The organism is Pontibacter aydingkolensis (assembly GCF_019443125.1).
Lineage (GTDB): Bacteria > Bacteroidota > Bacteroidia > Cytophagales > Hymenobacteraceae > Pontibacter > Pontibacter aydingkolensis.
The window spans coordinates 65,372-89,844 of sequence record NZ_JAHYXK010000016.1; the positions used below are offsets into that span (position 1 = coordinate 65,372).

Here is a 24,473-nt window from a genome sequence, read left to right on the forward strand (position 1 = left end):
GCCTATGCCTGCATGTATACCCGCAAAATTGCTGTTGTGCATATACAAAAAAGCCCCGGCATCGCTGCCGGGGCTCCTTTATTTAAAAACTTTATTAACCTAAATACGGCTTAAGTGCTTTGCTTCTGGAAGTATGGCGAAGTCTTCTGATCGCTTTTTCTTTGATCTGTCTTACACGCTCACGGGTAAGGTTAAACTTCTCACCGATTTCCTCCAGCGTAAGAGAATGCTCTCCGTTCAGTCCAAAGTATAAGGTAATAACGTCTGCTTCTCTTTTTGTAAGGGTAGACAGGGCACGCTGTACTTCTTTGCGAAGCGAGTCGTTCATCAGACCAGTGTCCGGTGATTCTTCGTCTTCATTTTCAAGCACGTCCAGCAGGCGGTTTTCTTCACCTTGCACAAAAGGAGCATCTACAGACACGTGGCGTCCAGATATTTTAAGGGTATCAACTACTTCAGCGGTAGTTAACTCCAGTACTTCAGCGATTTCTTCGGGTGATGGCTCACGCTCGAACTTCTGTTCAAGCTCTGAAAAAGATTTTGAGATCTTGTTTAGTGATCCTACGCGGTTAAGGGGTAACCTAACAATACGAGACTGTTCAGCTAAAGCCTGTAGAATTGACTGGCGAATCCACCAAACGGCATATGAAATAAATTTAAAACCACGTGTTTCGTCGAAACGCTTCGCTGCTTTAATAAGACCCAGGTTTCCTTCGTTGATCAAGTCACCTAAAGAAAGACCTTGGTTTTGATATTGTTTAGCCACCGAAACTACGAATCGCAGGTTAGCTTTTGTTAACTTCTCAAGCGCAAACTGATCTCCTTCTTTTATTCTCTGTGCCAACGACACCTCTTCATCCGGAGTAAGCAAATCTACTTTACCAATCTCCTGTAAGTATTTATCAAGCGACTGGCTCTCGCGGTTCGTAATCTGTTTGCTTATCTTGAGTTGTCTCATCAGAGTATAATATTATTGCAAAAATTGTTAAAATTAAGAATTTGGCTCGGTGACTTAACATTAAAAAACCGCGCAAAGTTCTTACATCTTATAAATAAAATCAAGACGTAATAGCTTGCGCAGTAAAAGAAAAAGCTCCCGGTGCCCTTATGTCCTCTTTGGGAGCGGCACCAGGAGCTTTAAATGATAGTCTATTGTTGCTGAGAAGCCTCTGGTTTAGGCAACAGAACTTTACGGGAAAGCTTGAATTTACCCGTCTTTTTATCTACATCGATAAGTTTAACCTTTATCTCCTCGCCTATCTCAAGCACGCCGTCCATGGTTTCAAGGCGCTCATGCTTAATTTCAGAGATATGAAGTAATCCATCTTTACCAGGCATAAACTCAACGAATGCACCGTAAGGCTGGATAGATTTAACTTTACCGATGTATACTTCACCGATCTCAGGTTGCGAAACAATGGCCTTGATCTTACCGATCGCACTGTCCATGGCATCCTGGTTGCTGGCAAAAATACTTACATGGCCTTTCTCATTTTTCTCTTCAATGATGATCGTAGCTCCTGTGTCTTTTTGGATCTGCTGAATCACTTTACCACCTGGTCCGATAACTGCACCAATAAACTCTTTATCGATAACGATGTTAAATGAACGTGGGGTGTGTGGTTTATAATCAGCGTTGGGCTCAGAAATGGTTTTACTCATTTCGTTCAGGATATGTAAACGACCTGCGTTCGCCTGAGCAAGCGCCTGCTGAAGTACTTCAGAAGATAAACCGTTAACTTTAATATCCATCTGGCAAGCTGTGATACCATTTCTTGTACCGGCAACTTTAAAGTCCATGTCACCTAAGTGGTCTTCGTCACCCAAGATGTCAGAAAGAACGGCAAACTTACCTGTCTTCTCATCTGTAATAAGTCCCATGGCAATACCAGAAACAGCACCTTTTATTGGTACGCCGGCATCCATAAGCGCTAACGAGCCCGCACATACTGTAGCCATAGAAGATGAACCGTTAGACTCAAGGATATCAGAAACGATACGGATAGTATATGGATTCTCTTCCGGTAACACTTTCTTAAGCGCACGAAGTGCCAGGTTTCCATGACCGATCTCACGACGACCCGGGCCTCTGTTTGGTCTAACCTCGCCTGTAGAGAATGCAGGGAAGTTATAGTGTAACAAGAATTTATTTGTACCAGACACCATAGCACTGTCGATCAACTGCTCGTCAAGCTTAGTGCCCAGAGTTACTGTAGTCAAAGACTGAGTTTCACCGCGTGTAAATACAGCAGAACCGTGTGTAGCAGGAAGATAGTTGATCTCAGACCAGATTGGACGGATCTGATCAAGTGCACGGCCATCCAGACGAACTCTGTCGTTCAGGATCATGTTACGAACAGCATCCTTCTCTACATCGTGGTAGTATGTTTTGATCAGCGTCATGTCATACCCGTGGTCTTCACCAAGAGATTCTACAAACTCATCTAAAACAGAAGCAAAGCCAGATTTACGGTCAGACTTTACATCGCTGCCTCTCTTAGCAACTTCGTAAGCCTTAGCATAAGTGGCATCGTATATTTTCTGGCGCAGTTCTTCGTCGTGCGTCTCGTGCGAGTACTCACGCTTCACTGTCTTGCCAACCATTTCAGCTAGCTCAAGCTGTGCCTGACACTGTACTTTGATGGCTTCGTGTGCATACTGAATAGCCTCCAGCATTTCTGACTCAGAAACCTCGTTCATTTCCCCTTCCACCATCACAACGCTATCAATAGAGGCACCTACCATCATATCGATATCGGCTCTCTGCAGGTCTGTAACAGTTGGGTTAATTACTAACTGGCCATCGATACGTGCAACACGCACTTCAGAGATCGGGCCGTTAAATGGAATATCAGATACTGCCAGCGCTGCAGAAGCGGCAAGAGCTGCCAGTGCATCTGGCATAATCTCCGTGTCTGCAGAGATAAGGTGTATCGTCATTTGCGTCTCTGCATGATAATCACCTGGGAACAGCGGGCGCAGCACACGGTCAACCAAACGAGACACTAATACTTCGTAATCAGATAATCTTGCTTCTCTTTTAAGGAAACCTCCTGGAATTTTACCTGAAGAGGCAAATTTCTCCTGATAGTCTACAGATAAAGGCAAGAAGTCAACTCCCTCACGGGCATCTTTGTTAGAGACAATGGCTGCAAGCAGCATGGTGTTACCCATTTTAACTACTACAGAACCGTCAGCCTGCTTGGCTAGTTTACCAGTTTCGATTATGATCTCCCTGCCATCAGGAAGAAGAATGGTTTTTGTGATCGCGTTTTGTGACATCTTCAATTATTTTTCATCTAAAAACAGGGCTGCCCTTTGCGGCCACTGCTGGGTACTGGCAAAAAGGAGGAAAGAGGGGTACTTAGAAAAAGATTAGGGAATCCCCAATGTGAATTCCCTAATATAAAAAGCGTTTATTTTCTGATACCTAGCTCAGCAATAATTGCTCTGTATCTTTCAATGTCATTTTTCTGAAGGTAGTTAAGAAGTCTTCTTCTTTTACCTACCAGCTTTAAAAGGCCTAAACGAGTTGAGAAGTCTTTTCTGTGAACCTTCAGGTGCTCTGTAAGGTCAGCGATGCGCGTAGTAAAAAGCGCAATCTGAGCTTCCGGAGACCCTGTGTCAGTCTTAGACTTTGCCTGGCCGTGCTTTTCAAAAATTTCTTGTTTCGCTTCAGTAGTTAATTTCATTGCGTATAAAATATCAATCTGTGTTTTTTCGTTCGTAAGATTGCTGTATAAGGCGCAAAGATATACAAATAATTTTAATAAAAAATTATTTGTACTGACATCTTTGACGCATTAAAGCTTGTTGCGGCGCATACGGGCCATAAGTTTACGCCAGAAGTCCATCTCCAGCAAACTTGAATCGTTACGGGCCTGGTATAAAAAGAAAAGACCGATTGGCAATAGTATCAGGTTTGCCCCCCACATCCCTGCTCCTACAGGCACCAACCCCTCGCGGGCCCACTTCTCCCCTAGTATGGCTAATACATACATCAGTATAAAGAATACAATGGAGATGATCACCGGTACACCCAAACCACCTTTTTTAATAATTGCCCCAAGCGGTGCGCCAATAAGGAACATAACAAGTATGGCTACAGATTGGGTATACTTTCGCCAGATCTCGATCTCATAGTTATTAGCGTCGCGCATTGTATTATTGATGCGCTCCAGGTAACTTGATGTAAAACTCTTTATATTTCTAGCCTTGTTAGTAGCCATTGCCATAACATCTGCATTGATAGCAGGCAGCTCTTTTTCTACTACTTGCCCCTTAAACCTTAAGCCGTTTTTAACATCCCCTGTATCGGCTTTAAAATACATAAAGAAAGGGTCAACATTGGGGGCATATAATTTTTTCTCGCGGCCTGCATAATTTCTCAGTGAATCGGTAACAACGTTAAGCTGCTTGATGTTCTTCATCATTTTATTATCTGAGAAGAGCTCCTCGCGGGTTCTGTCGAGGTTAAAAGAGGCAAGGCTAACAATGATCTTGCTCTCATCAAACTCCTGTCTGATGAACTGCTCGTTGGAGTTTCGCATACCACTGGTCTGATCATCCACATAAGTGTTGCCGTCGTAGAGTTCCATTACAAGGTAAGCGTCATTAAAATCTGTGTACATTCTGCCAGAATCAGCAAGTATAACTCTGGAGTTTGCCCCTCCTTTTGAATGGTCATAAATCATAATGTCCTTCATGGCACCCTCATCATTTACTTTTTTATTTATTTTTATACTTAAACCTGGCAGGCCGTTATAAAAAGCGCCTTCTTTAAAATTCATAGCAGGTTTCTTCTGCCTGATATCCCAGAGCAAACTATACGCCTTAAGGTTAGCCTTAGGCACCATGACATTGTTAAAGAAAAAAGCGCCAACTGTAAGTGCAGAGACTAACAGAAAGACAGGAAGAAGTATACGCGTGAGATTTATGCCTGAAGTCTTAATTGCGGTGAGTTCATGGTGCTCTCCCATCGTACCAAAGGTCATCAGTGACGATAATAGCACAGCCAAGGGCAATGCCACCGGAGCCATGTTCAAACTGAAATAGAACAGTAACTCCCCGAATATACTTGCACCAAGGTCCTTCCCCACCAGTTCGTCAAGATACTTGAGCATATACTGTGTTAACAGTATAAACTCAACAACAGCAAAAGTGAGTATGAAAGGGCCAAAAAATGACCGAATTATAAGCTTATCTAGTTTTTTCATGAGAGCCTAAAAATGGCGGAACAGCAGTTGAATGCCACCATGTCCAAATTAAACACGGGGCTTCCAAAAATCGTGCAAAGATAAGCAGATAGAGTTGTATCGGTACTACCCTCCAACAATTTCCTTCAGATTATGAAACAAGTTATCCCAAAGCTCTTCGAGTTCCTCCACGTCATCTTCGTCAGAATAGTCTACTACTTTAAGAAACTGCTCTTGGGTAAGTTCACTAGATTCAATTGAGAAATCTACGTAAGGGCCATCCGTGATATGTTGTTTATTTTCATCCAGAAAAAGATAGCGCACAGATTTGTTCGTGCGAAGCCCGGTCATCTCGGCAAAATGGCTACGGCCGTCCCACACAAAATTGTATACTTTGTCTTCATTCACGGTAACATCATCACAAAACCATTGAGCCAAACCACTTGGTGTGCTTAAATACGGATACAGTAGTTTTGCAGAAGCGTTAATAGGGTACTCGCGTACAAATTTTGTCTTGGTAGCTCTCGTCATAAATAAGTAATGAAAGTGTCTGAGTAATTATAGTACTTATTTCTGATTCTATATATATCTAAAAACTAAAATATTTTTTTTTGATTCATTGCTTGCATATTTAAATCCCAAACAGCTATATTTGCACCACAATTCGGCGGGGTAGCTCAGATGGTTAGAGCGCAGGATTCATAACCCTGAGGTCGGCAGTTCGATTCTGCTCCCCGCTACAAAAAAGCCTGCTGGTGTATTCCAGCAGGCTTTTTCATTTATCGTATTGTGATACTTGTTCACAATTAAGTAAGTGTACTTTACTCAAAACAGAACCCACTTGACCTTCTCTGCCTTGATTAAATAGTTTGCTAATAACCAAAACACATCAGATCTGGCGCTATTCAATTATTTTCTAATGCATAAGGTATAATCAATAATTGACTTCCAGCGCCGGCACATCTATCAACAAAAATTCTGCATCAGAAACGGCATGTATACTTACAAAGTCGTAGTCTTCCAGGCGCACCTGGTCATGCTGGTCCGCTTCCACGTTGTTTACCAGCATATTGCCTTTAATAATATATATAAGTGTTTTCCGAATCTTAAAGGTTTTAAAATCAATATCCTTCCCCTGCCCTAGTTTGCCAAAATATACGGTAGAGTTCGAGTTCATATAGAGCACATTCTCTAACACTCTCTGCCCCGTAACCAATGGAGTTAAACGCCCATCATTATCCAAAAAGTCAATGGCCATTTGCTCATAAGCTGGTGAAACGCCCTTCTTGTTGGGTAAAAACCACAGCTGGTAAAAATGGGCAGACACCTCGCCCTCGTTTGTCTCAGAGTGCGTTAGGCCTGTACCGGCTGACATTCGCTGCACCTCTCCGGCTTTAAGCTTGGTTTCGTTTCCTAAACTATCTCTATGAGTAAGTTCCCCGTCAAGCATTACAGTAACAACTTCCATTTCGGCATGCGGATGGTCAGGAAGGCTGGATCCTCCTTTCATGACATCATCATTAAATACCTTAAGTGGCCCAAACTGCACATTGGCAGGGTTGTAGTAATCTGCAAAGGAGAACAGATAGTGGGAAGACAGCCAATCACCGACATTAGCCGTGTGACGCTCAGCAGCAGTTATAAGTTTTATCATTTGTATGCATAGTTTATCTTAAAACAATCGCAATTGCTATGCTGTACGGATAAACTATTTAGCTAGTTAAAACAAATGGCCTTATTATAATGCCAGGCATATAAACAGCAAGGTCCTGCCGCATTGGCAGGACCTTGCTGTTTAAAATATGATTGAAAAACTGTTACTCTACTTTCTTTAATTTCTGTACCTCTTTCTGCAGATCAAGAACAATCGAGGAAAGTTTATCAAGCGACAGGTCTGCAATTGGGAAGGAAGAGCTTATGTATGATTTAGCCTCCCATATCTCTATCACATCCTCAACCCCGATTTCGTATGGTGAATAAACCGGATTATCAGAATGAAGCCGCAATACGGCAGCATCTTTGATCTTATTGAAAATCCGTTTAAAAACAACCCCTTCTTTCTGACTCACAACAATACAAGGCGTTCCATCCTTGATTGTAGACCAGTCTTCAATAAAACGTCCAACGATGACGGTACCAGATGCAATTGGCAACATGGAATCTCCACTAATCTCGAAAGCACGGTAAGTACCACCAGTGCCAAGCATTGGCAGCTTAAACCGCGGTAAATCTTCTATAAACTCAGAATCAGCGTAACCATTTAAATATCCGGCACTTGCTTTATAAGGAACCAGCTCAATATTTTCACGCTGCTGCTCATCAACAGTAATTGCAAGCACCCTAAGTTTACCGCCTCCTTTGGCCACACTATCTTTTTGTGTATTAGGATCAGACAAATCCCTGGTGATCAAATCATCAAGAGTTATGTCAAACAACTTTGCAAAATTAACCAAAGTGGTCAATTTTGGTTCTGCCCTTCCCTCTTCGTACGCACCCACTAATGAACGCTTAATGTCCAGCTTATCGGCCAACTGGGCTTGGGTGTAGCCAGCGCTTTTTCGCAAATACCTAATGTTTGAAGTTACCATACTGCTGATCTGCCAAATGTTTTAGCTAATAATATAAATAGTATAGATTAAATATCTCTTTCTTTCTGTAAAGATAACAATAGCAACTATAAAATACTAAACATATTAGCATTTAAATTAGCAACTTAGATAAATATAATTAATCTAACTTTTCATGGTGATAACATCACAAATTATAATCCATCCACCAAGTTCTTTGCATAATCATATAAATACATTTAATCTCACCACCTTTAGATTTGCTAATTAAAGCAAAAAGCCTGTATATTTATCTTTTAAAGGTATTTATAAAACAGACTTAAAGATTATGTTGTGAGTGTAATCATATATGGTGCAATTTAACACAACATAAACACCGATAGATTTCCTATATTTTAAGTTAGCTCTCCTACCATCAACGTCGGAAAATTCATACTTGAAATTTAGCCATTATTTTTGGCAGGGACTTGAACTTTTTAAATAAAACACGGGTTACGACACTTTGAAATAAAGGTTACATCAGACAGTAAATATTTTTTAATTTTTAGCCAAAGAATTATGACAATTAAAAGTGGTTTGAAAAGAACAGTGTCATGTCTTGCACTAGCCTCAGCAGTTACACTAGTAGGGTGCCAGAAAGAAGAACTGATGGAAAATCAGTTTGAAAGCAGTGTAGAACAATCACCAAGTGAAATTGGCAATGCCATTGCAGGCCAGTATATAGTGGTGTTTAAGAATGGCAAGAGCAAACTCAGCTCTTCTGGCTCAAACGATATGTCTACAACTGAGCGAGCTAGCTTCAGTACTATGCGCGATCGTATGTTAAATGAAGCCAATATCTCCCGCACTGATCTGGTACAAAAATTTGACGGTGTAGTTAACGGTTTTGCTGCCCGACTTTCCGAAGAACAAGTAGCTAACCTACGAAAAAACTCAAATGTAGCTTATATTGAGCAGGATAGAGTAATATCGTTAGGCAAAGGAAACAACAAAGACTTTACAAATACAGGTAAAGGAGGCACTAAAAAGAATAACGGCGGCACAACAACAGATCCTACGCCAACTCCTACAGAACCTACTCCTACTGAGCCAACGCCAACAGATCCGGTTACAACTGAGCCTGCTCCAGCACCAGCTCCTGCTCCAACAACAAACTCTTATACTACTATCACGCCAATAGCTGGTGAAAACCTACCTTGGAATATTGAGCGCGTAGGTTATGGCGACGGTACAGGTAAAACTGTATGGGTTATCGACTCAGGTATCGACACTGACCACCCAGACCTTAACGTGGACCTGAGCAGAAGCGTATCATTTATTTATGGCGTTACTTCTGTTGAAGACGGTTACGGACACGGTACTTCAGTTGCCGGTGTTATCGCAGCCAAAAATAATGGTTCTGGTATGATCGGTGTTGCAGCCAATGCCAAAGTTGTAGCACTACGCGTATTTGATGATGTGGGGAGTGGAACAGTTTCAAGAGCGATCTCAGCTGTAAACCATGCAAGTACGTATGCCAAGCCAGGTGATGTGGTAAACATGAGCCTTGGCGCAGGTATTTCTTCTACACTTGACAACGCTGTAATTGCAGCAGCTGCCAAAGGTATTTTCTTCGCCATAGCTGCAGGTAACAGTGGCGTAGACTGCTCTGGCACTTCTCCTGCCCGTGTAGATGCTCCGGGTGTTTATACTATATCTGCCATGGATGTTTACAACCGTCTATGGTCTTCTTCTAACTATGGTGCCTCTGTAGACTTTGCTGCTCCGGGTGCTAACGTTACTGTTACGACTAAAGGTGGCGGTATTGGTAGCGGTGGCTATGGTACATCATTTGCAGCGCCTCACGTTGCGGGTGTATTACTACTGAGAGGTACTGTTTACTCACAAGGCACTATTACTGGTGATAAAGACAATACCCCTGATCCAATTGCTTCTGTAAAGTAATTAGTAGATTATACTATAAAACAGAGAGGGCTGCCATAACTGGCAGCCCTCTCTGTTTTATACTTGTCCGGTACTTATTCTATGCCTTCTCCTTTTTGAAGATCGATACAGAAAGCCTGATTTTATAGTACTCGTAGTTTTCTTCCAGAAATTCGAACAGGTCTTTAAGCTTTGCGTCTACGCCCAGTTTAGCAATAGCCTTGCTTATTACTTTATACTCCCCCTTAGACACATACTTATAAAGATCAATATCATACCCCTGCTCAAACAAAGTGGCGATGTGTGAGAATATTGTAACTGGATTTAAGTTACGCTGTATCGCAATCTGCTCAATTGTGTAACCCTGTTTAAGTAGCTCAAAAGTAGCCAGGTGGGTAGCTCCCTTCATTTTACTGCCTTTGGCCTGTTCGTCGTTTATAAAGTCAATTATCTCACTCATAAACTGGTCGCCGTAGCGTTCAAATTTCTGAGCACCCACCCCGGAAATAGACAGCATTGCAATCTTAGTAGTAGGGCGTTCGGCAGCCATCTCCTGCAGGGTGGTATCTGTAAACACCACATATGGCGGCACCCCTGCCTCATCGGCAATCCGTTTACGCAATGCTCTCAGGCGCTCAAACAGGGCATCTTTTATCAGTTCACGCTTCGGACGTGCTTTTACAGCTGGCTCCTCCTGCTTTACATCCTCGAACTTAACTAACTGTACTTTGCGGCCTTCGAACAAAACCTGATTGCTGTGCTCTGTCAGCTTTAAAGTATAACCTTGGTCATAGGCCATCTCCATGTATCCTTCGTTAAGCAACTGGTGCAGGTAACGATTCCAGTCCATGGTACTAACTTCGCGGCCAGCACCATAGGTTTTTATTCTGTCAAAACCATGCTGCATTACCTGGCTGGTACGTGCACCGCGCAACACATCTACCAACAATCCCATGTTTACCTGCTCCTGTGTACGGGCAATGGCAGATAGTGCTTTTTGAGCCAGGAGTGTACCATCAAACCTGACAGGAGGATTACGGCAGATATCACAGTTACCGCAGTCCTTACGCATAGTTTCTCCAAAATATTGAAGCAAAATCCTTCTACGGCAGGCCGATGCTTCCGCAAACTGCTGCATTCGTTCCAGTTTTACCAGTTGCAGTTCTGTCTGTGTTTCGCGGCTTTGGTTCTCCTGTAGCATGTTGCGCATGTTCATAACATCTGCAAAGCTGTAAAAAAGAAGTGCATCCGATTTGGCGCCATCACGGCCGGCACGGCCAATTTCCTGGTAATAGCCCTCTATGTTTTTAGGCAGGTTGTAATGTATAACCCAGCGCACATTTGATTTATCTATACCCATACCAAAGGCAATAGTAGCGCATACTATCTGCACATTGTCTCTTAGAAAATCTTCCTGCGCTTTGGCACGCTGGTTTGGCGACATACCTGCATGGTAATACGTGGCGCTGTATCCATTTGCTTTCAGTTTATTGGCCAGCGCCTCTACTCCTTTCCGGCTAAGGCAGTAGATTATGCCCGGCTGGTTATGGTGGCGGTTAAGAAACTCAGTAATTTTATTAAATCTGTCACGCCCTGGCTTAACCATAAGGTTAATATTAGGCCTGTCGAATGACGCTACATATACTTCAGGGTTGCGCAAGTATAACTGTTCCTGTATATCCTTCTGCGTAAGTTTGTCGGCTGTTGCTGTTAAGGCAATTACAGGTACAGATGGAAACTGCTGTTTTATTGCCTTTAACTGTGTGTACTCTGGCCGGAAGTCGTGGCCCCAGGCTGATATACAGTGTGCTTCGTCTACAGCAAAAAGGGATACTTTAATGCGTTTTAAAAAAGACAGAAAACCAGAAGAAAGCAACTTTTCAGGAGACACATAAAGCAATTTGAGCTTACCTTCAAGGCATTGGTTCTCTATTTGATATTGTTGGTCCGCAGACTGTGAACTGTTTATGTAAGCAGCCGGAATACCATTTGCAAGCAACGCTTCTACCTGGTCCTTCATGAGGGCAATAAGCGGGGATATCACAACGCAAATACCTGGCATAACAATAGCAGGAACCTGGAAACAAACAGATTTGCCTCCGCCAGTAGGCATTAGTACCACGACATCCTTCCCCTGCAACACACCATCTATTATCTGCTCCTGCATGGGCCTGAATTGCTCATACCCAAAGTATAACTTCAGTGCCTCTCTTGCTTTACGAATCGTAACCATACTTAATCTTCAAATACAGGCATTTACCTGTTTCATCTCCATCTGTTTATACTTCAAAGTTAGCTATTACCGCCGGCAATAACGAGCTATACTTTTACTAAATCTTTTACTCTGACAATAATTCAATTAGCTGCTAAAAACCTAGACAAATCTTTTAAAAATGGTTAGATACCAGCTTTCAATAACCCTGATTTTACAAGCCCGTACCTTAATAGAGTTTAAACTATAAACATATAACTATGAAATCTGAAAGAACAAACGAACTTGAGCATGTACTGATCAAATGTATAACAGCCTGCGAAACCTGTGCTACTGCCTGCCTGCATGAAGATAATGTTAAAGAGATGGCGAAGTGTATCATGCTGGATCGGGACTGCGCTGACATCTGCACATTAACAGCCCGTTTTGTTGCCCGCGATTCTGCACATGCAAAACATGTAATGAAAGAGTGTATTGAAATTTGCAGACTTTGTGAGGAAGAGTGCCGCAAGCATGATCATGACCATTGCCAGAAATGTGCAGACGCCTGCCGTGAATGTGCAGAGGCATGCGAAGCCTGGATGCAGCGTTAAACTAAGCTTTTATCTTAAAATAACATGGGCCGGAGTAGCTATTCCGGCCCATGTTATTTTATACTTATATTTAAAAGATATACTTGTAGTTCATACCAGTATAACTAGAAGATAAGATCCAGTATAGACTCAATGATGGCCAGAACCAAGCTAAATAGCAATGCTGCAAAAAAGCCACTTGTATCAAAGCCTGCCACTAGGTAATCTGCCAGAAGTATGATGATGGCGTTGATCACAAGCAGAAAAATACCAAGAGTAAGTATAGTTACAGGTATAGTCAAGAATACCAGCACAGGCTTTACAATAGCATTTAATACTGCCAGCACCAAGGCAAGTATAAGTGCAGTAATTAAATTATCAATTGTAACTCCCGGCAATATGTAGGCTGCCGCCATAGCAGCTGCAGCTGTGATCAAAAGTTTTACGATGAACCCCATAGTATCTAGTTAGTAAAGTATAATCTGTAAGGTAGTACTTTGCTGGCCTTTACGATGAATTAAAATATAAAGATTTACGATTGCTTAAGTATAGAAAATGCCTGGCAGTAAGCTATACTACCAGGCATTTTAAGAAGGCTTAACGTAGCCATTTATACTTTAGAAAGTCGCAGCACTAAAACTGAGCTTGCAATTTTCCCTGCGACACAGCCATCCAGTTGCATAGCTTCTGCAGTACACGGGCACCTACGTTACCATTCCACTCACTTTCGCCGGGTGCAACCTCGCACAGGTCAAATCCGATTATCTCACGGCCAGACTTCACCAGGTACTTGATAAGGAATACAGCCTGTTCAAATTCAAGGCCACCAGGCACCGGAGTACCTGTTGCCGGGCATAGTTTCGGGTCAAGGCCATCAATATCAAAACTGATGTAGACTTTCTGCGGAAGCTGTGCAATAATTTTCTTACACTCTTTTTTCCAGCTGTCGCCGGCATACATGTTCTCTTTAAGGGTGGCATCGTAGAAAATGGTAACCCTGCCGTTAGACTGAGCTGCGAGTTCTGCTTCTGCCTGGCAAATATCACGAATACCTACCTGCACCAACTTCTTTACCTGGGGTAACTTAAGGGCATTATACATGATAGAGGCATGAGAATACTCAAAGCCTTCGTAAGCTTCGCGCAGATCTGCATGTGCATCTACCTGAAGTATACCATACTCTTCGTGTTTTTCTGCGAGCGCATGCATCAGGCCAAGTGGTGTGCTATGGTCGCCGCCTAGTACGCCCACCATTTTACCCTGGTTAAGATATCCCAACGCCTTTTGCTTTAGCCAGTTCAGAAACTCTTCGCCTTTGGCAGTAACTTCGGTTGTAACGTTACTAAACTGGGCGTTGTTAGCCTCAGGACTCCCCTCTTCCAGCCAGTTAATGTAATCCTCTGCTTTCTGGCGAAGGGTATCACTTGTAGCAAGCCACTTTTCGGATATTTCTTCCATGGCTATACCTAACTTCCAGGCATCCGGAATAGAAGGTTCAAAAAGGTCCAGCTGAGGAGACGCATCCATAACAGCCTGTGGCCCCTGTGCTGTACCTGCACTGTAAGAAACGGTAACTTCCCAAGGTGTCGGGATGATCACAACCTCTGATTCTTCAACAGTAAAAGGTAGCCCGAAAAGTCCACCGCTGATATCACCCACTCCGTTTGGGTCGAAGTTGGCGATCTTTTGCTCTTTACTATTCATTTGTTGGTTCTGCAGAATACTGTTCAATTATTTCCTGTGACCCTTTGTTAAGAAGCTCTTTAACAAAATTAGGTAAGGCAAAGGCAGCCGCATGGATGTCTTCGTTGTAATACTTCAAGCCCTGCTCTTTAGAGAACTTTGCAGCAGCTGTTTTATCATAGATCAATGGACTTGAGTCGCCCTTAGAAGAATATGAGAAACTCCAGGTGCCCGTTGGATACGTTGGAATTGCAGCCAGATAACAATGTACTTTGCTCTCTCCGAATATCTGCTTATAGGTATCATAGATCTCAACAAAAACTGCGCTGTTAAACCTAGGAGACTCAGACTGCGTGATCATAACGCCATCGGGTGTAAGGCAACGGTGTACCTGCTGGTAGAACTCAGCGGTAAATAATCCTTCTCCCGGACCAACAGGATCTGCAGAGTCAACTATGATAAGGTCGTAACGGCCATCTTCGCATTCGTTGATATACTTGATGCCATCCTCCACTAATAAGTTTAGGCGTGGGTTATCAAATGCGACAGCGGTTTCTGGTAAATGAAGCTTACAAGCCTCTATAACTAGTTCATCGATCTCTACCAGTGTTACTTCTTCCAGCTGCTCATGGCGCAACAGTTCTCTTACAGTGCCGCCATCGCCTCCGCCAATTACCAATGCTCTTTTTGCCTTACGGTGGCTAAACATAGGCACGTGCGTGATCATCTCATGGTACACATACTCATCTTTCTGAGTGCACATGACCATACCGTCCAGTGTAAGCATGTTACCGTATGCCAACGTTTCGAAAACCTCTACACGCTGATAGTCAGAGTCTTTTTTGTAAAGTTGGTTTCCTGAGTGCTTCAGTGACAAGGCAATATTCTCGTCGCGCTCTGTAAACCATACATCGCGTGTAATAGTGCCGGGCACATCGTTTGGTTTTTGCGATACATCACGCAGTGCTTCCAGGTTAAAATCGGTACGCTTTAAAAGGTTAAGCTGCCCTCTGCGCAGCTCCATAGAAGAACCATGGCCTGCTTCAAAAGCTTCCTTAAGGAAAGTGTACGATACCCACGGATCCACTGAATCACCACAGGTAAAAAGATCTACGGCTGCATAGCCAAACTCTGGCCATGTGTGTATAGCCAGGTGGCTCTCCTGAATAACAACCACACCAGAAACGCCATAAGGCGAAAAGTGGTGAAACGTGCTATTAATCACAGTGGCACCGGCTGTTTCGGCAGCGGCTACCATACTGTTTTCGATATGAACCACATCGTTCATAAGCTCAGGGGAGCAATCGTAAAATTCAACTAAAATGTGTCTACCTAAAGCGTTCATCAATGGGTATGAAAGGTTAAAAATGAATATTTGGGTAAAAAAACGAAATCTAGCGCTATAATCAAAAATGACTATGCAGCACATACATATACTGCATTGCCTACCAATGTGTTAGTGCTAAATACTTTTTTACAGGTTTTATACTTAGTTCAATCTGTTCTAGTTAAGCTCCTGCCCCACGATACTCTCTACTCTGTACGCTTCAACCAGGTCATCAAAGGCATTAAAGGTATTATCGAGTGTGGTAAACTCTTTTAGCAGGTTAAACTTTGCAACGTGGTATGTCAGGAATAGCTCTGATTGGGTAAAGTTGGCCTTGGTGATAAAGCTGTAATATTCGCCCTCGTCGTGGGTTTCTGAACGGTAACGCTGTATCAGCCTGAACAAAACGCTCAGGTTTTTTAAATAGGGGTCGAGGCTATTCTGATAGAAGGAGAAATGATAGGTAAAGTATTCCTCAAAAAGCCGGTGTAGTTCTTTTTCTGATTTTTGTTCAGGGCTAAGGCTGCGTACCTTCTGCACAAATGATGACAATACTTTCTCCTGAAAGAAAACAAAGAAATTACTGCCTTTCCGGGGACTTTGGTTAATATCGTAGGCGGTAAGGGAGTCTATGATATCATTATGCTTATTAACAAAGCTGATATAAAGCGTAGAGAAATTTTGTTGCTGAAATATCTTTTGTGTTTTATGCAACTCGTAGCGCTGCAATTCGAATTCGCGCTTTTGATACGTAAGTGTGGCAAAGAACAGGAACACGCCGGCCAGTGCCCAAAGCGAGCCTACAATACCACCAATGAATTCTCCATACTCTCCAAATACCCCACCCTTTCTATCAGACGGATCGGTATAAAGTTCGTGCAGCAGGTTAAATTTTACTGTACCCCAAAACAATACTATTGCGCCGGCCAGTATAAGGGCATAGCCTATTATTTCGTACTTGCTTAAACTTTGCTTGGGTGTAGGCATGTGAGGCGTAAAGATTTATACTTTAAGCCATACTCCTAAAGTTACTATTCGGTTTCTGTAAGTGTGTTTTTCCCCAGATCAAACGTACGGATTATTTCGAGCATTTTTAGAAGCGTGTTTGAATCGAAGAACAACAGCAGCGGCAGTTCTACACTTTTGTAATTATGCGTAAAACGGGTTATCACTGTAAATACCAATGGCTTAAACAAAGGATTATGCACCAATATGTCTTTTAACGAATCTGCGATCTGCGATTTAGGTGCCTTGGGCGGCGATCCATAGATATGAGCCTTAAGAATATTAGCCATCTGTGTTACCAGTGCACCAGTTATGATATTACTTATCTCAAGTAGAAGCGACTCCTGCATCACAGAAAGTTCTCCCTTCTGCACATCAAGCATACTCAGGCAAACCTCTGAAAGACGCACAATGTGATCGTCTGAGAACAGCATAAGCGTTGCCCCGTTAAAGTCACCTTTAATATCAGACTGAATAATGTTGTGGGTATCGGCATACTGTTCAACTAACTGTAGTAAATCCTTCAATTCAACAAGCTTAATATCCGGGACTTTAAGTAAGACTTTATCTTTTGCGATAGCAGCAAACGAATCTGCGGCCCTGGCCAGTCCAATGTTTAAAATCTCTTTTATTATGTCCCTCTCCAGTTCAGATATCTGAGGTGCCATCATAGTTTCCATTTTAGTCGTTTCCTTTCCCATCCCCACGGTTCCTATCTTCTGTGAATAAAATACCTGGTTATTGCCGGTACATCCAGTACCAGGCAAACTTTACCGGTTCCTAAAAGTGTTACGCCACCATACAGGTCAATTTTATCAAGCGGTTTATTTAGCGGTTTCACTACTATGTCCTGCTGCCTGTATAGTTTATCTACAATCAATCCGAGCTTCCTGTTATTGTAGGATACAACTACTATGTTTTGTATCTGCCCTTGAAGTCTGGTCTTGTCACCGAGGTTAATTGTCGCCTCATCGGCATTTAAAAGCTCGTTCAGGTAAACTACCGTCACGGTCTCTCCTTTCAAGTCGGCAACCATTACATCGCCAACCTCATGTAGTTCGTCTTTGTCGAGCGCTATTACCTGTTCTGTGTGTATCAGCGGTATAGCATAAAAAATACTGTCAACTTCAAATAGCAAAGCACCTTTAACGGCAATAGAGGTCGGCAGCTGCATGGCAAACGTAGTACCTTCTCCAGATATAGAGTCAATGTGCAAGCGGCCTCCAATAGAATCGATTGCATTTTTTACTACATCAAGGCCAACACCTCTACCTGAAAATTCTGTTACTTCCTTTGCCGTAGAAAAACCAGGCTCAAATAAGAAAGACAGTACCTCAGAATCAGGGAGGTCTTCTGCTATATCCGGGGCAACCAATTTATTCCGGACTGCTGTTTTTCTGACTTGTTTCAAGTCGATGCCTCTTCCGTCGTCCTCCAGCTTGATAATCACGTTATCCCGCTCGTTTCGTGCACTAAGTACAAGCGATCCTGCTCTTGGCTTATTCGCTTTTTCTCGCTCTTTGGGCAGCTCTATACCGTGTGTGATCGCATTACGAACCAGGTGCAAAAGCGAATCCGTAATTATCTGAAGAATATTTCTGTCAATCTGTATATCCTGACCAATGATCTTAAGATAAATATCCTTCTGCTCAGCAGAAGCAATATCGCGGACAATTCTCGGGAACTTATTGAATAAAGTGCCGATATTAACCAGGCGCGCATCCATTACACTGTATTGCAGTTCTTCTGTGATGCGATACAGGTGGGAGCTAACTACTTTCAGGTCGTCGTTGTTTAACTCACGGCTAAGAGAAATTATCCTGTCTCTGTCAATGATCAACTCGCCAACTAAGTTAAGCATGTGGTCCAGCTTCTTAATCTGAATGTAGATCAGATCAGATAAAGACAAATTCTTGGACGACGAGTATTTCTGGATCTTGGCAAGCTCAATAGCACTGTCGGACAAACTGTCGACAATGATATCCAGATTACGGAGCAAAACCGGATCAGGCTCAACCGGAACAGGGTTGTCTACATTCGTTATTAGGTCGCCGAGCATGTCGATACCGTCAAACAGAACTGTTACCACCTCATCACTGAAGTTGAGCTCCTTATTGCGGATCAGGCTAAAGGCTGTTTCCAGCTTATGCGAAATATCTGATATCTGCAGGTAACCGATAGCTTTAGCATTTGCCTTCAGGTTATGCAGCAAACGAAATATCTCCGCCAGAATACGATCATCCTGCGGTTGCTTTTCCAGTTCGCTGATATGCCTGTTTAAAGAGTCGTAATACTCTAAAGCCTCAGCAATAAATATTTCCTTGTATTCCTGTTCTCTCGATTTCATGCAACGTTGTCCGAAGACCAAGCCCAGTTAGCCATACTTCCCTTTTTTATACTTTTAGCTGCCACCTGTTAAAGATGCATTATCCAAAGTATAAAGCTGATTGGGATACCAGAGTAATTATACTTAATTAATCCTGAAGTGCTTTATTTACAACTTCCAGCACTTTTTCTTCTGAGAAAGGCTTTACTATATAGGAAAGTGCACCATACTCAAGCGCTTCATTTACAATAACTTCCTGACCAACGGCACTAACTATTATTACTTTCATTTCCGGCTGATCTTTTTTGATACCCTTCAGTACATCCAATCCTGTGTTATCAGGCAGTATCACATCAAGTGTTATCAGGTCTGGGGTTGTTTCCTTTGCCAGTTCAAGTGCAGTCTGTCCGTTAGGAGCCTCACCTACTACTTCGTAACCCGCATCTGTCAGCATGTTCTTTAACATGGTGCGCATGTAGAAAGAGTCATCTACAATCAGTATTCTTTTCATACTTTTATTTAAGTGTTATAACGGTATTATTTTCCGGTTAGCTGTTTTATCTCATCACTCGATAAAATTCTAAGCATATCCAGCACAATGATCAGACGGTTATCAACTTTGGCGATACCCTCTATGTAATTCTCCTTGATGTTAGTGTCCTGTAGGAACGATGGCGCCCTGTCTATCCTGGACATAGAAAGGTTCAGGGACTGAGGAACTTCCTTAACCACCACACCTATGCTGTAATCTTTTGCCTCAATAACGAGCGTATAGGTCACATTAGGGTTTAAGCCCTCTGTAACTGCTGCAGGTCTTATATTAAAGCGTTTTTCCAGGTCAACTATGGCAATAATATCACCGCGTATATTGGCAACACCCTGCACAAAATCAGGCGTGCGAGGCATGCGCGTTATAATTGGCGTAAGGGTTACTTCCTTTACCTGATCAATTTTAATGGCGTAGTGTTCGTCACCAAGCTTAAAAACGATCAGGTGTACATTTTCCTCTTTAACTACTTCCTGCGCTTTGCTCTGTTCAGCTACGGTGTTTCCGTTTGTAGCAGGTACAGGCAACGTATTTATATTTTCTTCAGGAGCAATCGCTTCCTCTTTCTTTTGCTTAGCCATTACTTATTGTTCGAGTCTCCTCCTGTTTTTGAAGAACTACTAACTTTTGTCTTGGTAGCCAGACGCTTATTGCCAGTGGCAGCTCTCTCTGCTTTTGTAGAAACAGGCATCGACAGCATTTTTCGGTTCTTAGAATTGTTGAAGATCAGATTACCATCAATCAGTTTAAATGCTGATATGCTGATCTGAAGGTCTGCAGCAATATCGTTCAGGTTCTGAGACGAAGATGTAAGTGCCTGCATCGAAGCCGACAGTTGCTTGGCTGTGCTTGCAACCTGCTGCGTACCCGAAGCTGTTTGCTCGGCAATAGCAACAACTTCCTCCACATACTTCACAACATCACCGATGGATGCCTTCTGAACTTCAGTTGCCGTTAAGATGTCCTGAGCTGTACGGAGTGTTTCGCCGCTTGATGCTGCAATATTCTTAAAGGCACCGGAAGCTTCGAAAGTCGCATTCTTACCTTTTAATACACGTCCCTCCATGGTAGAGATCGCCATCGCAGCAGATGCCGTATCTTTTTTAACGTCATCTACCAGCGTAGAAATCTCACTTGCAGACTTACGTGATCCTTCAGCCAGTTTTCTGATCTCTTCGGCTACTACCGCGAAACCTCTGCCTGCCTCACCTGCACGGGCCGCCTCAATAGCAGCGTTCAGGGCAAGTAGATTAGTCTGGGCAGCGATGTCGGTGATCACACCCAGTGATTTGGATATCTCCTGAGAACGGGCACTTAATACTTCAATGGTTTTAGAGGTTAGTGAAGCCGAGCTGGAGATCTCTTCCATGTTCTTCACCACTTCTGCTACTGTTTTCAGACCCAGCTGTGATGTTTCCTCACCAAGCAAAGCAGATTTGTTCACCACTTCTGCACGATTGGCAGTTTCTTTCGTGGCTTTCATGATCTCTTCGATCAGCTTAAAGGCCTGATCTGTTTTAAGGGCTTGGTTCTGTGCACCCTCAGCCATTTGCTGCATGGCGAGTGCCACATCCAGTGTTACCCTGTTCATATCAAGACCTCTGGAAGCCATCTCTTCAGAAGAGCTACCTACTACCAGCGACGAATCATTTATTTCACCTAATAGTGAGTTCAGGGTTTCTACTGCAAGATTAAGGGCATTAGCCATATCCAGAATATCACCTGCCGTCTGTATCTCTACTTTTTGAGTCAGGTCACCTTCAGAGATAGCACGAACTACACGTGATACTTCCAGTACCGGCGTTACAATTGACTCCAGCAGGTCGTTCAGTGTATCAACCAGTTCTTTCCAGCTACCACCAACACCTTGTAAAGTGGCGCGCTCAGTCAGTTTTCCTTCAATACCTGCTACCCTGGCCACACGAGATACCTCACCTGCCAGTCGGTTCAGGTCAACCACCATGGTGTTGATCGTTTCAGCCAGTTCTGCTACTTCGCCTTTTGCCTCCAGCATCAGTTTCTGGGTAAGGTCACCCTTCGATACTGCGGTTACTACTTTTACGATACCTCGTACCTGTGTTGTCAGGTTAGAGGCCATGGTATTCACATTATCAGTCAGGTCTTTCCAAACGCCGCCTACGTTAGGCACGGCAGCCTGGCCACCCAGTTTACCTTCCGTACCCACCTCAAGGGCCACACGGGTTACCTCACCTGCGAAGATGTTCAGCGAGTCCACCATTCGGTTGATGTTCTCCTTCAGTTCACCAAGTTCGCCTTTCACATCCACGGATACTTTCTGAGTCAGGTCACCTTTGGCAACCGCAGTAGCAACCGCAGCTATATCACGCACCTGAGAAGTCAGGTTGGATGCCATGGTGTTTACGTTATCAGTAAGCTCTTTCCAGGTGCCTCTAACTTTAGGCACATTTGCCTGTCCGCCCAGTCTACCTTCCGTTCCCACTTCACGTGCCACACGAGTTACCTCATCAGCGAAAATATTCAGTGAGTCCACCATCTGGTTAAGGTTTTCCTTCAGATCAAGGATCTCCCCTCTCGCTTCCACCGATACTTTCTGAGTTAAGTCGCCTTTCGCAACCGCAGTAGCTACTTTGGCAATATCTCGTACCTGAGAGGTCAGGTTACTTGCCATGTAGTTTACGTTGTCTGTCAGGTCTTTCCAAGCACCGCCTACGTTAGGCACAATCGCCTGGCCGCCCAGTTTACCCTCAGTACCCACCTCACGCGCCACTCGTGTTACCTCGTCACCAAAAATATTCAGTGAGTCCACCATCTGGTTCAGGTTTTCCTTCAGGTCGGCCATCTCACCGCGTGTCTCTACTGTTATCTTCTGCGTCAGGTCGCCTTTCGCAACCGCAGTAGCCACATTAGCTATACCACGTACCTGCGTTGTCAGGTTAGAGGCCATCGTATTCACATTATCAGTCAGGTCTTTCCAAACGCCGCCTACGTTAGGCACGGCAGCCTGGCCACCCAGTTTACCCTCTGTACCCACCTCACGCGCCACACGGGTTACCTCACCTGCGAAGATGTTCAGCGAGTCCACCATCTGGTTCAGATTGACTTTAAGTTCAGCCATCTCGCCTTTCACATCCACGGATACTTTCTGTGTAAGGTCGCCTTTTGCAACGGCTGTTGCTACATTAGCTATATCCCGTACCTGGCTGGTTAAGTTCGCAGCCATGGTATTTACATTATCAGTCAGGTCTTTCCAAACGCCGCCTACGTTAGGCACAGCAGCCTGGCCACCCAGGTTACCCTCTGTACCCACCTCACGCGCCACACGGGTTACCTCGTCCGCGAAGATGTTCAGTGAGTCCACCATCTGGTTCAGGTTTTCCTTCAGGTCGGCTAACTCACCGCGTACATTAACTGTTATCTTCTGGCTTAGATCGCCTTTCGCCACAGCGGTTGCTACATTGGCGATGTCACGTACCTGGCTGGTCAGGTTGCCAGCCATCAGGTTCACGTTATCGGTAAGTTCTTTCCAGATACCTGCTACGTTAGGCACATTTGCCTGACCGCCAAGTATACCTTCAGTACCTACCTCGCGTGCCACTCTGGTTACTTCCGCACCAAACACGTTCAGTCTGTCCACCATAGCATTCAGGATGTCTTTCAACTCTCCCAGTTCGCCTTTCACGTCAACAGATACTTTCTGTGTAAGGTCGCCTTTCGCCACAGCGGTTGCTACATTGGCGATGTCACGTACCTGGCTGGTCAGGTTGCCAGCCATCAGGTTCACGTTATCGGTAAGCTCTTTCCAGGTACCTTCTACTTTAGGCACGTTTGCCTGACCGCCCAGTTTGCCTTCAGTACCTACCTCGCGTGCTACTCGCGTTACCTCACCGGCAAAGATGTTAAGCGAGTCCACCATCTGGTTGATGATGTCTTTCAGCTCAGCCATCTCGCCTTTTACATTTACTGTGATTTTTTGGGTCAGGTCACCTTTCGCCACCGCCGTAGATACATTGGCAATGTCACGCATCTGGGAAGTAAGGTTGCTGGCCATCGTGTTCACGTTGTCAGTCAGGTCCTTCCAAACGCCACCCACGTTCGGCACTTTGGCTTGTCCACCCAGTCTACCTTCCGTACCCACTTCACGTGCCACACGGGTTACCTCGTCAGCGAAGATGTTAAGTGAGTCCACCATTTGGTTTACGTTGTCCTTTAGCTGGGCAAACTCCCCGCGTACATCCACCGATACCTTCTGGGTCAGGTTACCCTTTGCCACGGCAGTTGCCACGTTTGCAATGTCTCGTACCTGTAAAGTCAGGTTAGAGGCCATGGTGTTCACATTATCCGTAAGGTCTTTCCAAACACCTGCCACATTCGGCACTGATGCCTGGCCGCCCAGTTTACCCTCTGTACCCACTTCCAGGGCCACACGCGTTACTTCACCGGCAAACAGGTTCAGGTTATCAATGGTGCGGTTAATGGTTTCGGCCATCACCTTAAAGTCACCCGACACCGGAATCTGGAATGTTTCATCCAGGTTACCGCGCGATATATTCTTGAGTACTTTACCCACTTCCAATACAGGTACTGCAATCGAGTCAACAAGACCATTAATGTTGTTGATCATGTCTTTCCAGAAACCGGAGGCGCTTTCTGCAGAAGCACGTGCTTTCAGGTTACCCTCTACACCCGCAACTTTAGATATACGCGACACCTCGCCACCTACACCACCGATCATCTCCACCATTGAGTTATAAGCTTCAGCTATCTCGGCAAAAATATCGTTGTTCTGTTTTGTAAGTCGCACAGAGATATCGCCCTTTTTAAAGGCATCAAGTGCATACAACACCTTATTAAGCTGCTCGCTTATGTATTCGGGATTATATGATAAGGTCTCTTTTTTATCTCCGTTACCATTGAGTGGTAAAGGAGCCTCTGTGAGGTTCTTCCGCTTACCACTTTCTTTTGCTGCAACCGCAGGCTTTGCAGGCTCTTCATTATTAAGACTGGCAACTGGTGCTTTCTCTTCTGCCTTTGCTTTAGAAGTGGAGGGCTTCTGAGGCTTGGTTTCTACATCACTAATGAGTTTGTCTTTACTCAGCTTCAAGTTTTTACCTAAGGCCATATTTCTATTGGTTGG

Annotated in this window: 19 protein-coding genes and 1 tRNA gene; 3 read left to right on the forward strand and 17 right to left on the reverse strand. The window is 43.9% G+C overall.

Features of this window, described 5'->3' with window-relative positions; genetic code table 11:
- Positions 1 to 94 precede the first annotated feature (94 nt).
- The 5 genes from K0O23_RS16035 to K0O23_RS16055 form a co-directional block, all read right to left on the reverse strand.
- Entirely contained in the window at positions 95 to 958 is an 864-nt protein-coding gene (locus K0O23_RS16035; protein ID WP_007656436.1) for a sigma-70 family RNA polymerase sigma factor, read from the reverse strand.
- Between the two features lie 191 nt (positions 959 to 1,149).
- Positions 1,150 to 3,282, reverse strand: a complete 2,133-nt coding sequence (gene pnp, locus K0O23_RS16040) for a polyribonucleotide nucleotidyltransferase (protein WP_219878465.1) — start codon at positions 3,280 to 3,282, stop codon at positions 1,150 to 1,152.
- Between the two features lie 134 nt (positions 3,283 to 3,416).
- Entirely contained in the window at positions 3,417 to 3,692 is a 276-nt protein-coding gene (gene rpsO, locus K0O23_RS16045; RefSeq protein WP_219878466.1) for a 30S ribosomal protein S15, read from the reverse strand.
- A 111-nt stretch (positions 3,693 to 3,803) separates the two neighbouring features.
- Positions 3,804 to 5,216: an LptF/LptG family permease gene (locus tag K0O23_RS16050; RefSeq protein WP_219878467.1), complete on the reverse strand. Its 1,413-nt coding sequence runs from the start codon at positions 5,214 to 5,216 to the stop codon at positions 3,804 to 3,806.
- 105 nt (positions 5,217 to 5,321) lie between these two features.
- Positions 5,322 to 5,726: an START-like domain-containing protein gene (locus K0O23_RS16055; protein WP_219878468.1), complete on the reverse strand. Its 405-nt coding sequence runs from the start codon at positions 5,724 to 5,726 to the stop codon at positions 5,322 to 5,324.
- Between the two features lie 135 nt (positions 5,727 to 5,861).
- On the opposite strand from K0O23_RS16055, the gene K0O23_RS16060 reads away from it, so the two are divergent.
- Positions 5,862 to 5,935: transfer RNA gene (locus tag K0O23_RS16060), tRNA-Met, on the forward strand.
- A 194-nt stretch (positions 5,936 to 6,129) separates the two neighbouring features.
- On the opposite strand, the gene K0O23_RS16065 is transcribed toward K0O23_RS16060, so the two are convergent.
- Together K0O23_RS16065 and K0O23_RS16070 are read right to left on the reverse strand one after the other, a co-directional pair.
- A complete protein-coding gene (locus K0O23_RS16065) occupies positions 6,130 to 6,849 on the reverse strand; it encodes a pirin family protein (RefSeq protein WP_219878469.1) in 720 nt (239 codons plus the stop codon).
- 163 nt (positions 6,850 to 7,012) lie between these two features.
- Complete coding sequence (locus K0O23_RS16070; protein WP_317195703.1) at positions 7,013 to 7,759, reverse strand: LexA family transcriptional regulator; 747 nt, start codon at positions 7,757 to 7,759, stop codon at positions 7,013 to 7,015.
- Between the two features lie 561 nt (positions 7,760 to 8,320).
- Here K0O23_RS16070 and K0O23_RS16075 point away from each other — a divergent pair.
- Positions 8,321 to 9,706 (forward strand): S8 family serine peptidase, encoded by a 1,386-nt coding sequence (locus tag K0O23_RS16075; RefSeq protein ID WP_219878471.1) that lies wholly within the window; start codon positions 8,321 to 8,323, stop codon positions 9,704 to 9,706.
- A 79-nt stretch (positions 9,707 to 9,785) separates the two neighbouring features.
- Here the strand turns inward: K0O23_RS16075 and recQ are convergent, their stop codons facing one another.
- Positions 9,786 to 11,918: a DNA helicase RecQ gene (gene recQ, locus K0O23_RS16080; protein ID WP_219878472.1), complete on the reverse strand. Its 2,133-nt coding sequence runs from the start codon at positions 11,916 to 11,918 to the stop codon at positions 9,786 to 9,788.
- A 239-nt stretch (positions 11,919 to 12,157) separates the two neighbouring features.
- Between recQ and K0O23_RS16085 the strand changes: the two genes are divergently transcribed.
- Positions 12,158 to 12,490 carry a four-helix bundle copper-binding protein gene (locus K0O23_RS16085; protein ID WP_219878473.1) on the forward strand — a complete coding sequence of 111 codons (333 nt, stop codon included), beginning with the start codon at positions 12,158 to 12,160 and terminating at the stop codon, positions 12,488 to 12,490.
- Between the two features lie 104 nt (positions 12,491 to 12,594).
- Here K0O23_RS16085 and K0O23_RS16090 read toward each other — a convergent pair whose 3' ends face one another.
- From K0O23_RS16090 to K0O23_RS16130, 9 genes are all read right to left on the reverse strand, one after another.
- The gene (locus tag K0O23_RS16090) at positions 12,595 to 12,927 is read right to left on the reverse strand and encodes a phage holin family protein (RefSeq protein ID WP_219878474.1); all 333 of its coding nucleotides are present in this window, start codon (positions 12,925 to 12,927) and stop codon (positions 12,595 to 12,597) included.
- A gap of 175 nt (positions 12,928 to 13,102) precedes the next feature.
- The gene (locus tag K0O23_RS16095) at positions 13,103 to 14,173 is read right to left on the reverse strand and encodes an agmatinase family protein (RefSeq protein ID WP_219878475.1); all 1,071 of its coding nucleotides are present in this window, start codon (positions 14,171 to 14,173) and stop codon (positions 13,103 to 13,105) included.
- Entirely contained in the window at positions 14,166 to 15,497 is a 1,332-nt protein-coding gene (gene speE, locus K0O23_RS16100) for a polyamine aminopropyltransferase (RefSeq protein WP_219878476.1), read from the reverse strand. The genes K0O23_RS16095 and speE overlap by 8 nt, the downstream gene beginning before the upstream one ends.
- Positions 15,498 to 15,656: 159 nt before the next feature.
- On the reverse strand, positions 15,657 to 16,466 hold the full coding sequence (locus tag K0O23_RS16105; RefSeq protein WP_219878477.1) for a hypothetical protein: 810 nt from the start codon (positions 16,464 to 16,466) through the stop codon (positions 15,657 to 15,659).
- Between the two features lie 44 nt (positions 16,467 to 16,510).
- Complete coding sequence (locus K0O23_RS16110; protein WP_219878478.1) at positions 16,511 to 17,155, reverse strand: chemotaxis protein CheC; 645 nt, start codon at positions 17,153 to 17,155, stop codon at positions 16,511 to 16,513.
- Between the two features lie 41 nt (positions 17,156 to 17,196).
- On the reverse strand, positions 17,197 to 18,831 hold the full coding sequence (locus K0O23_RS16115; protein ID WP_219878479.1) for a chemotaxis protein CheA: 1,635 nt from the start codon (positions 18,829 to 18,831) through the stop codon (positions 17,197 to 17,199).
- 127 nt (positions 18,832 to 18,958) lie between these two features.
- Positions 18,959 to 19,321, reverse strand: coding sequence for a response regulator (locus K0O23_RS16120; RefSeq protein WP_219878480.1), 363 nt, complete (start codon positions 19,319 to 19,321; stop codon positions 18,959 to 18,961).
- A gap of 26 nt (positions 19,322 to 19,347) precedes the next feature.
- Complete coding sequence (locus tag K0O23_RS16125) at positions 19,348 to 19,938, reverse strand: chemotaxis protein CheW (protein ID WP_219878481.1); 591 nt, start codon at positions 19,936 to 19,938, stop codon at positions 19,348 to 19,350.
- Positions 19,938 to 24,458 (reverse strand): HAMP domain-containing protein, encoded by a 4,521-nt coding sequence (locus tag K0O23_RS16130; protein WP_219878482.1) that lies wholly within the window; start codon positions 24,456 to 24,458, stop codon positions 19,938 to 19,940. Before K0O23_RS16130 ends, K0O23_RS16125 begins: the two co-directional genes overlap by 1 nt.
- Positions 24,459 to 24,473 lie beyond the last annotated feature (15 nt).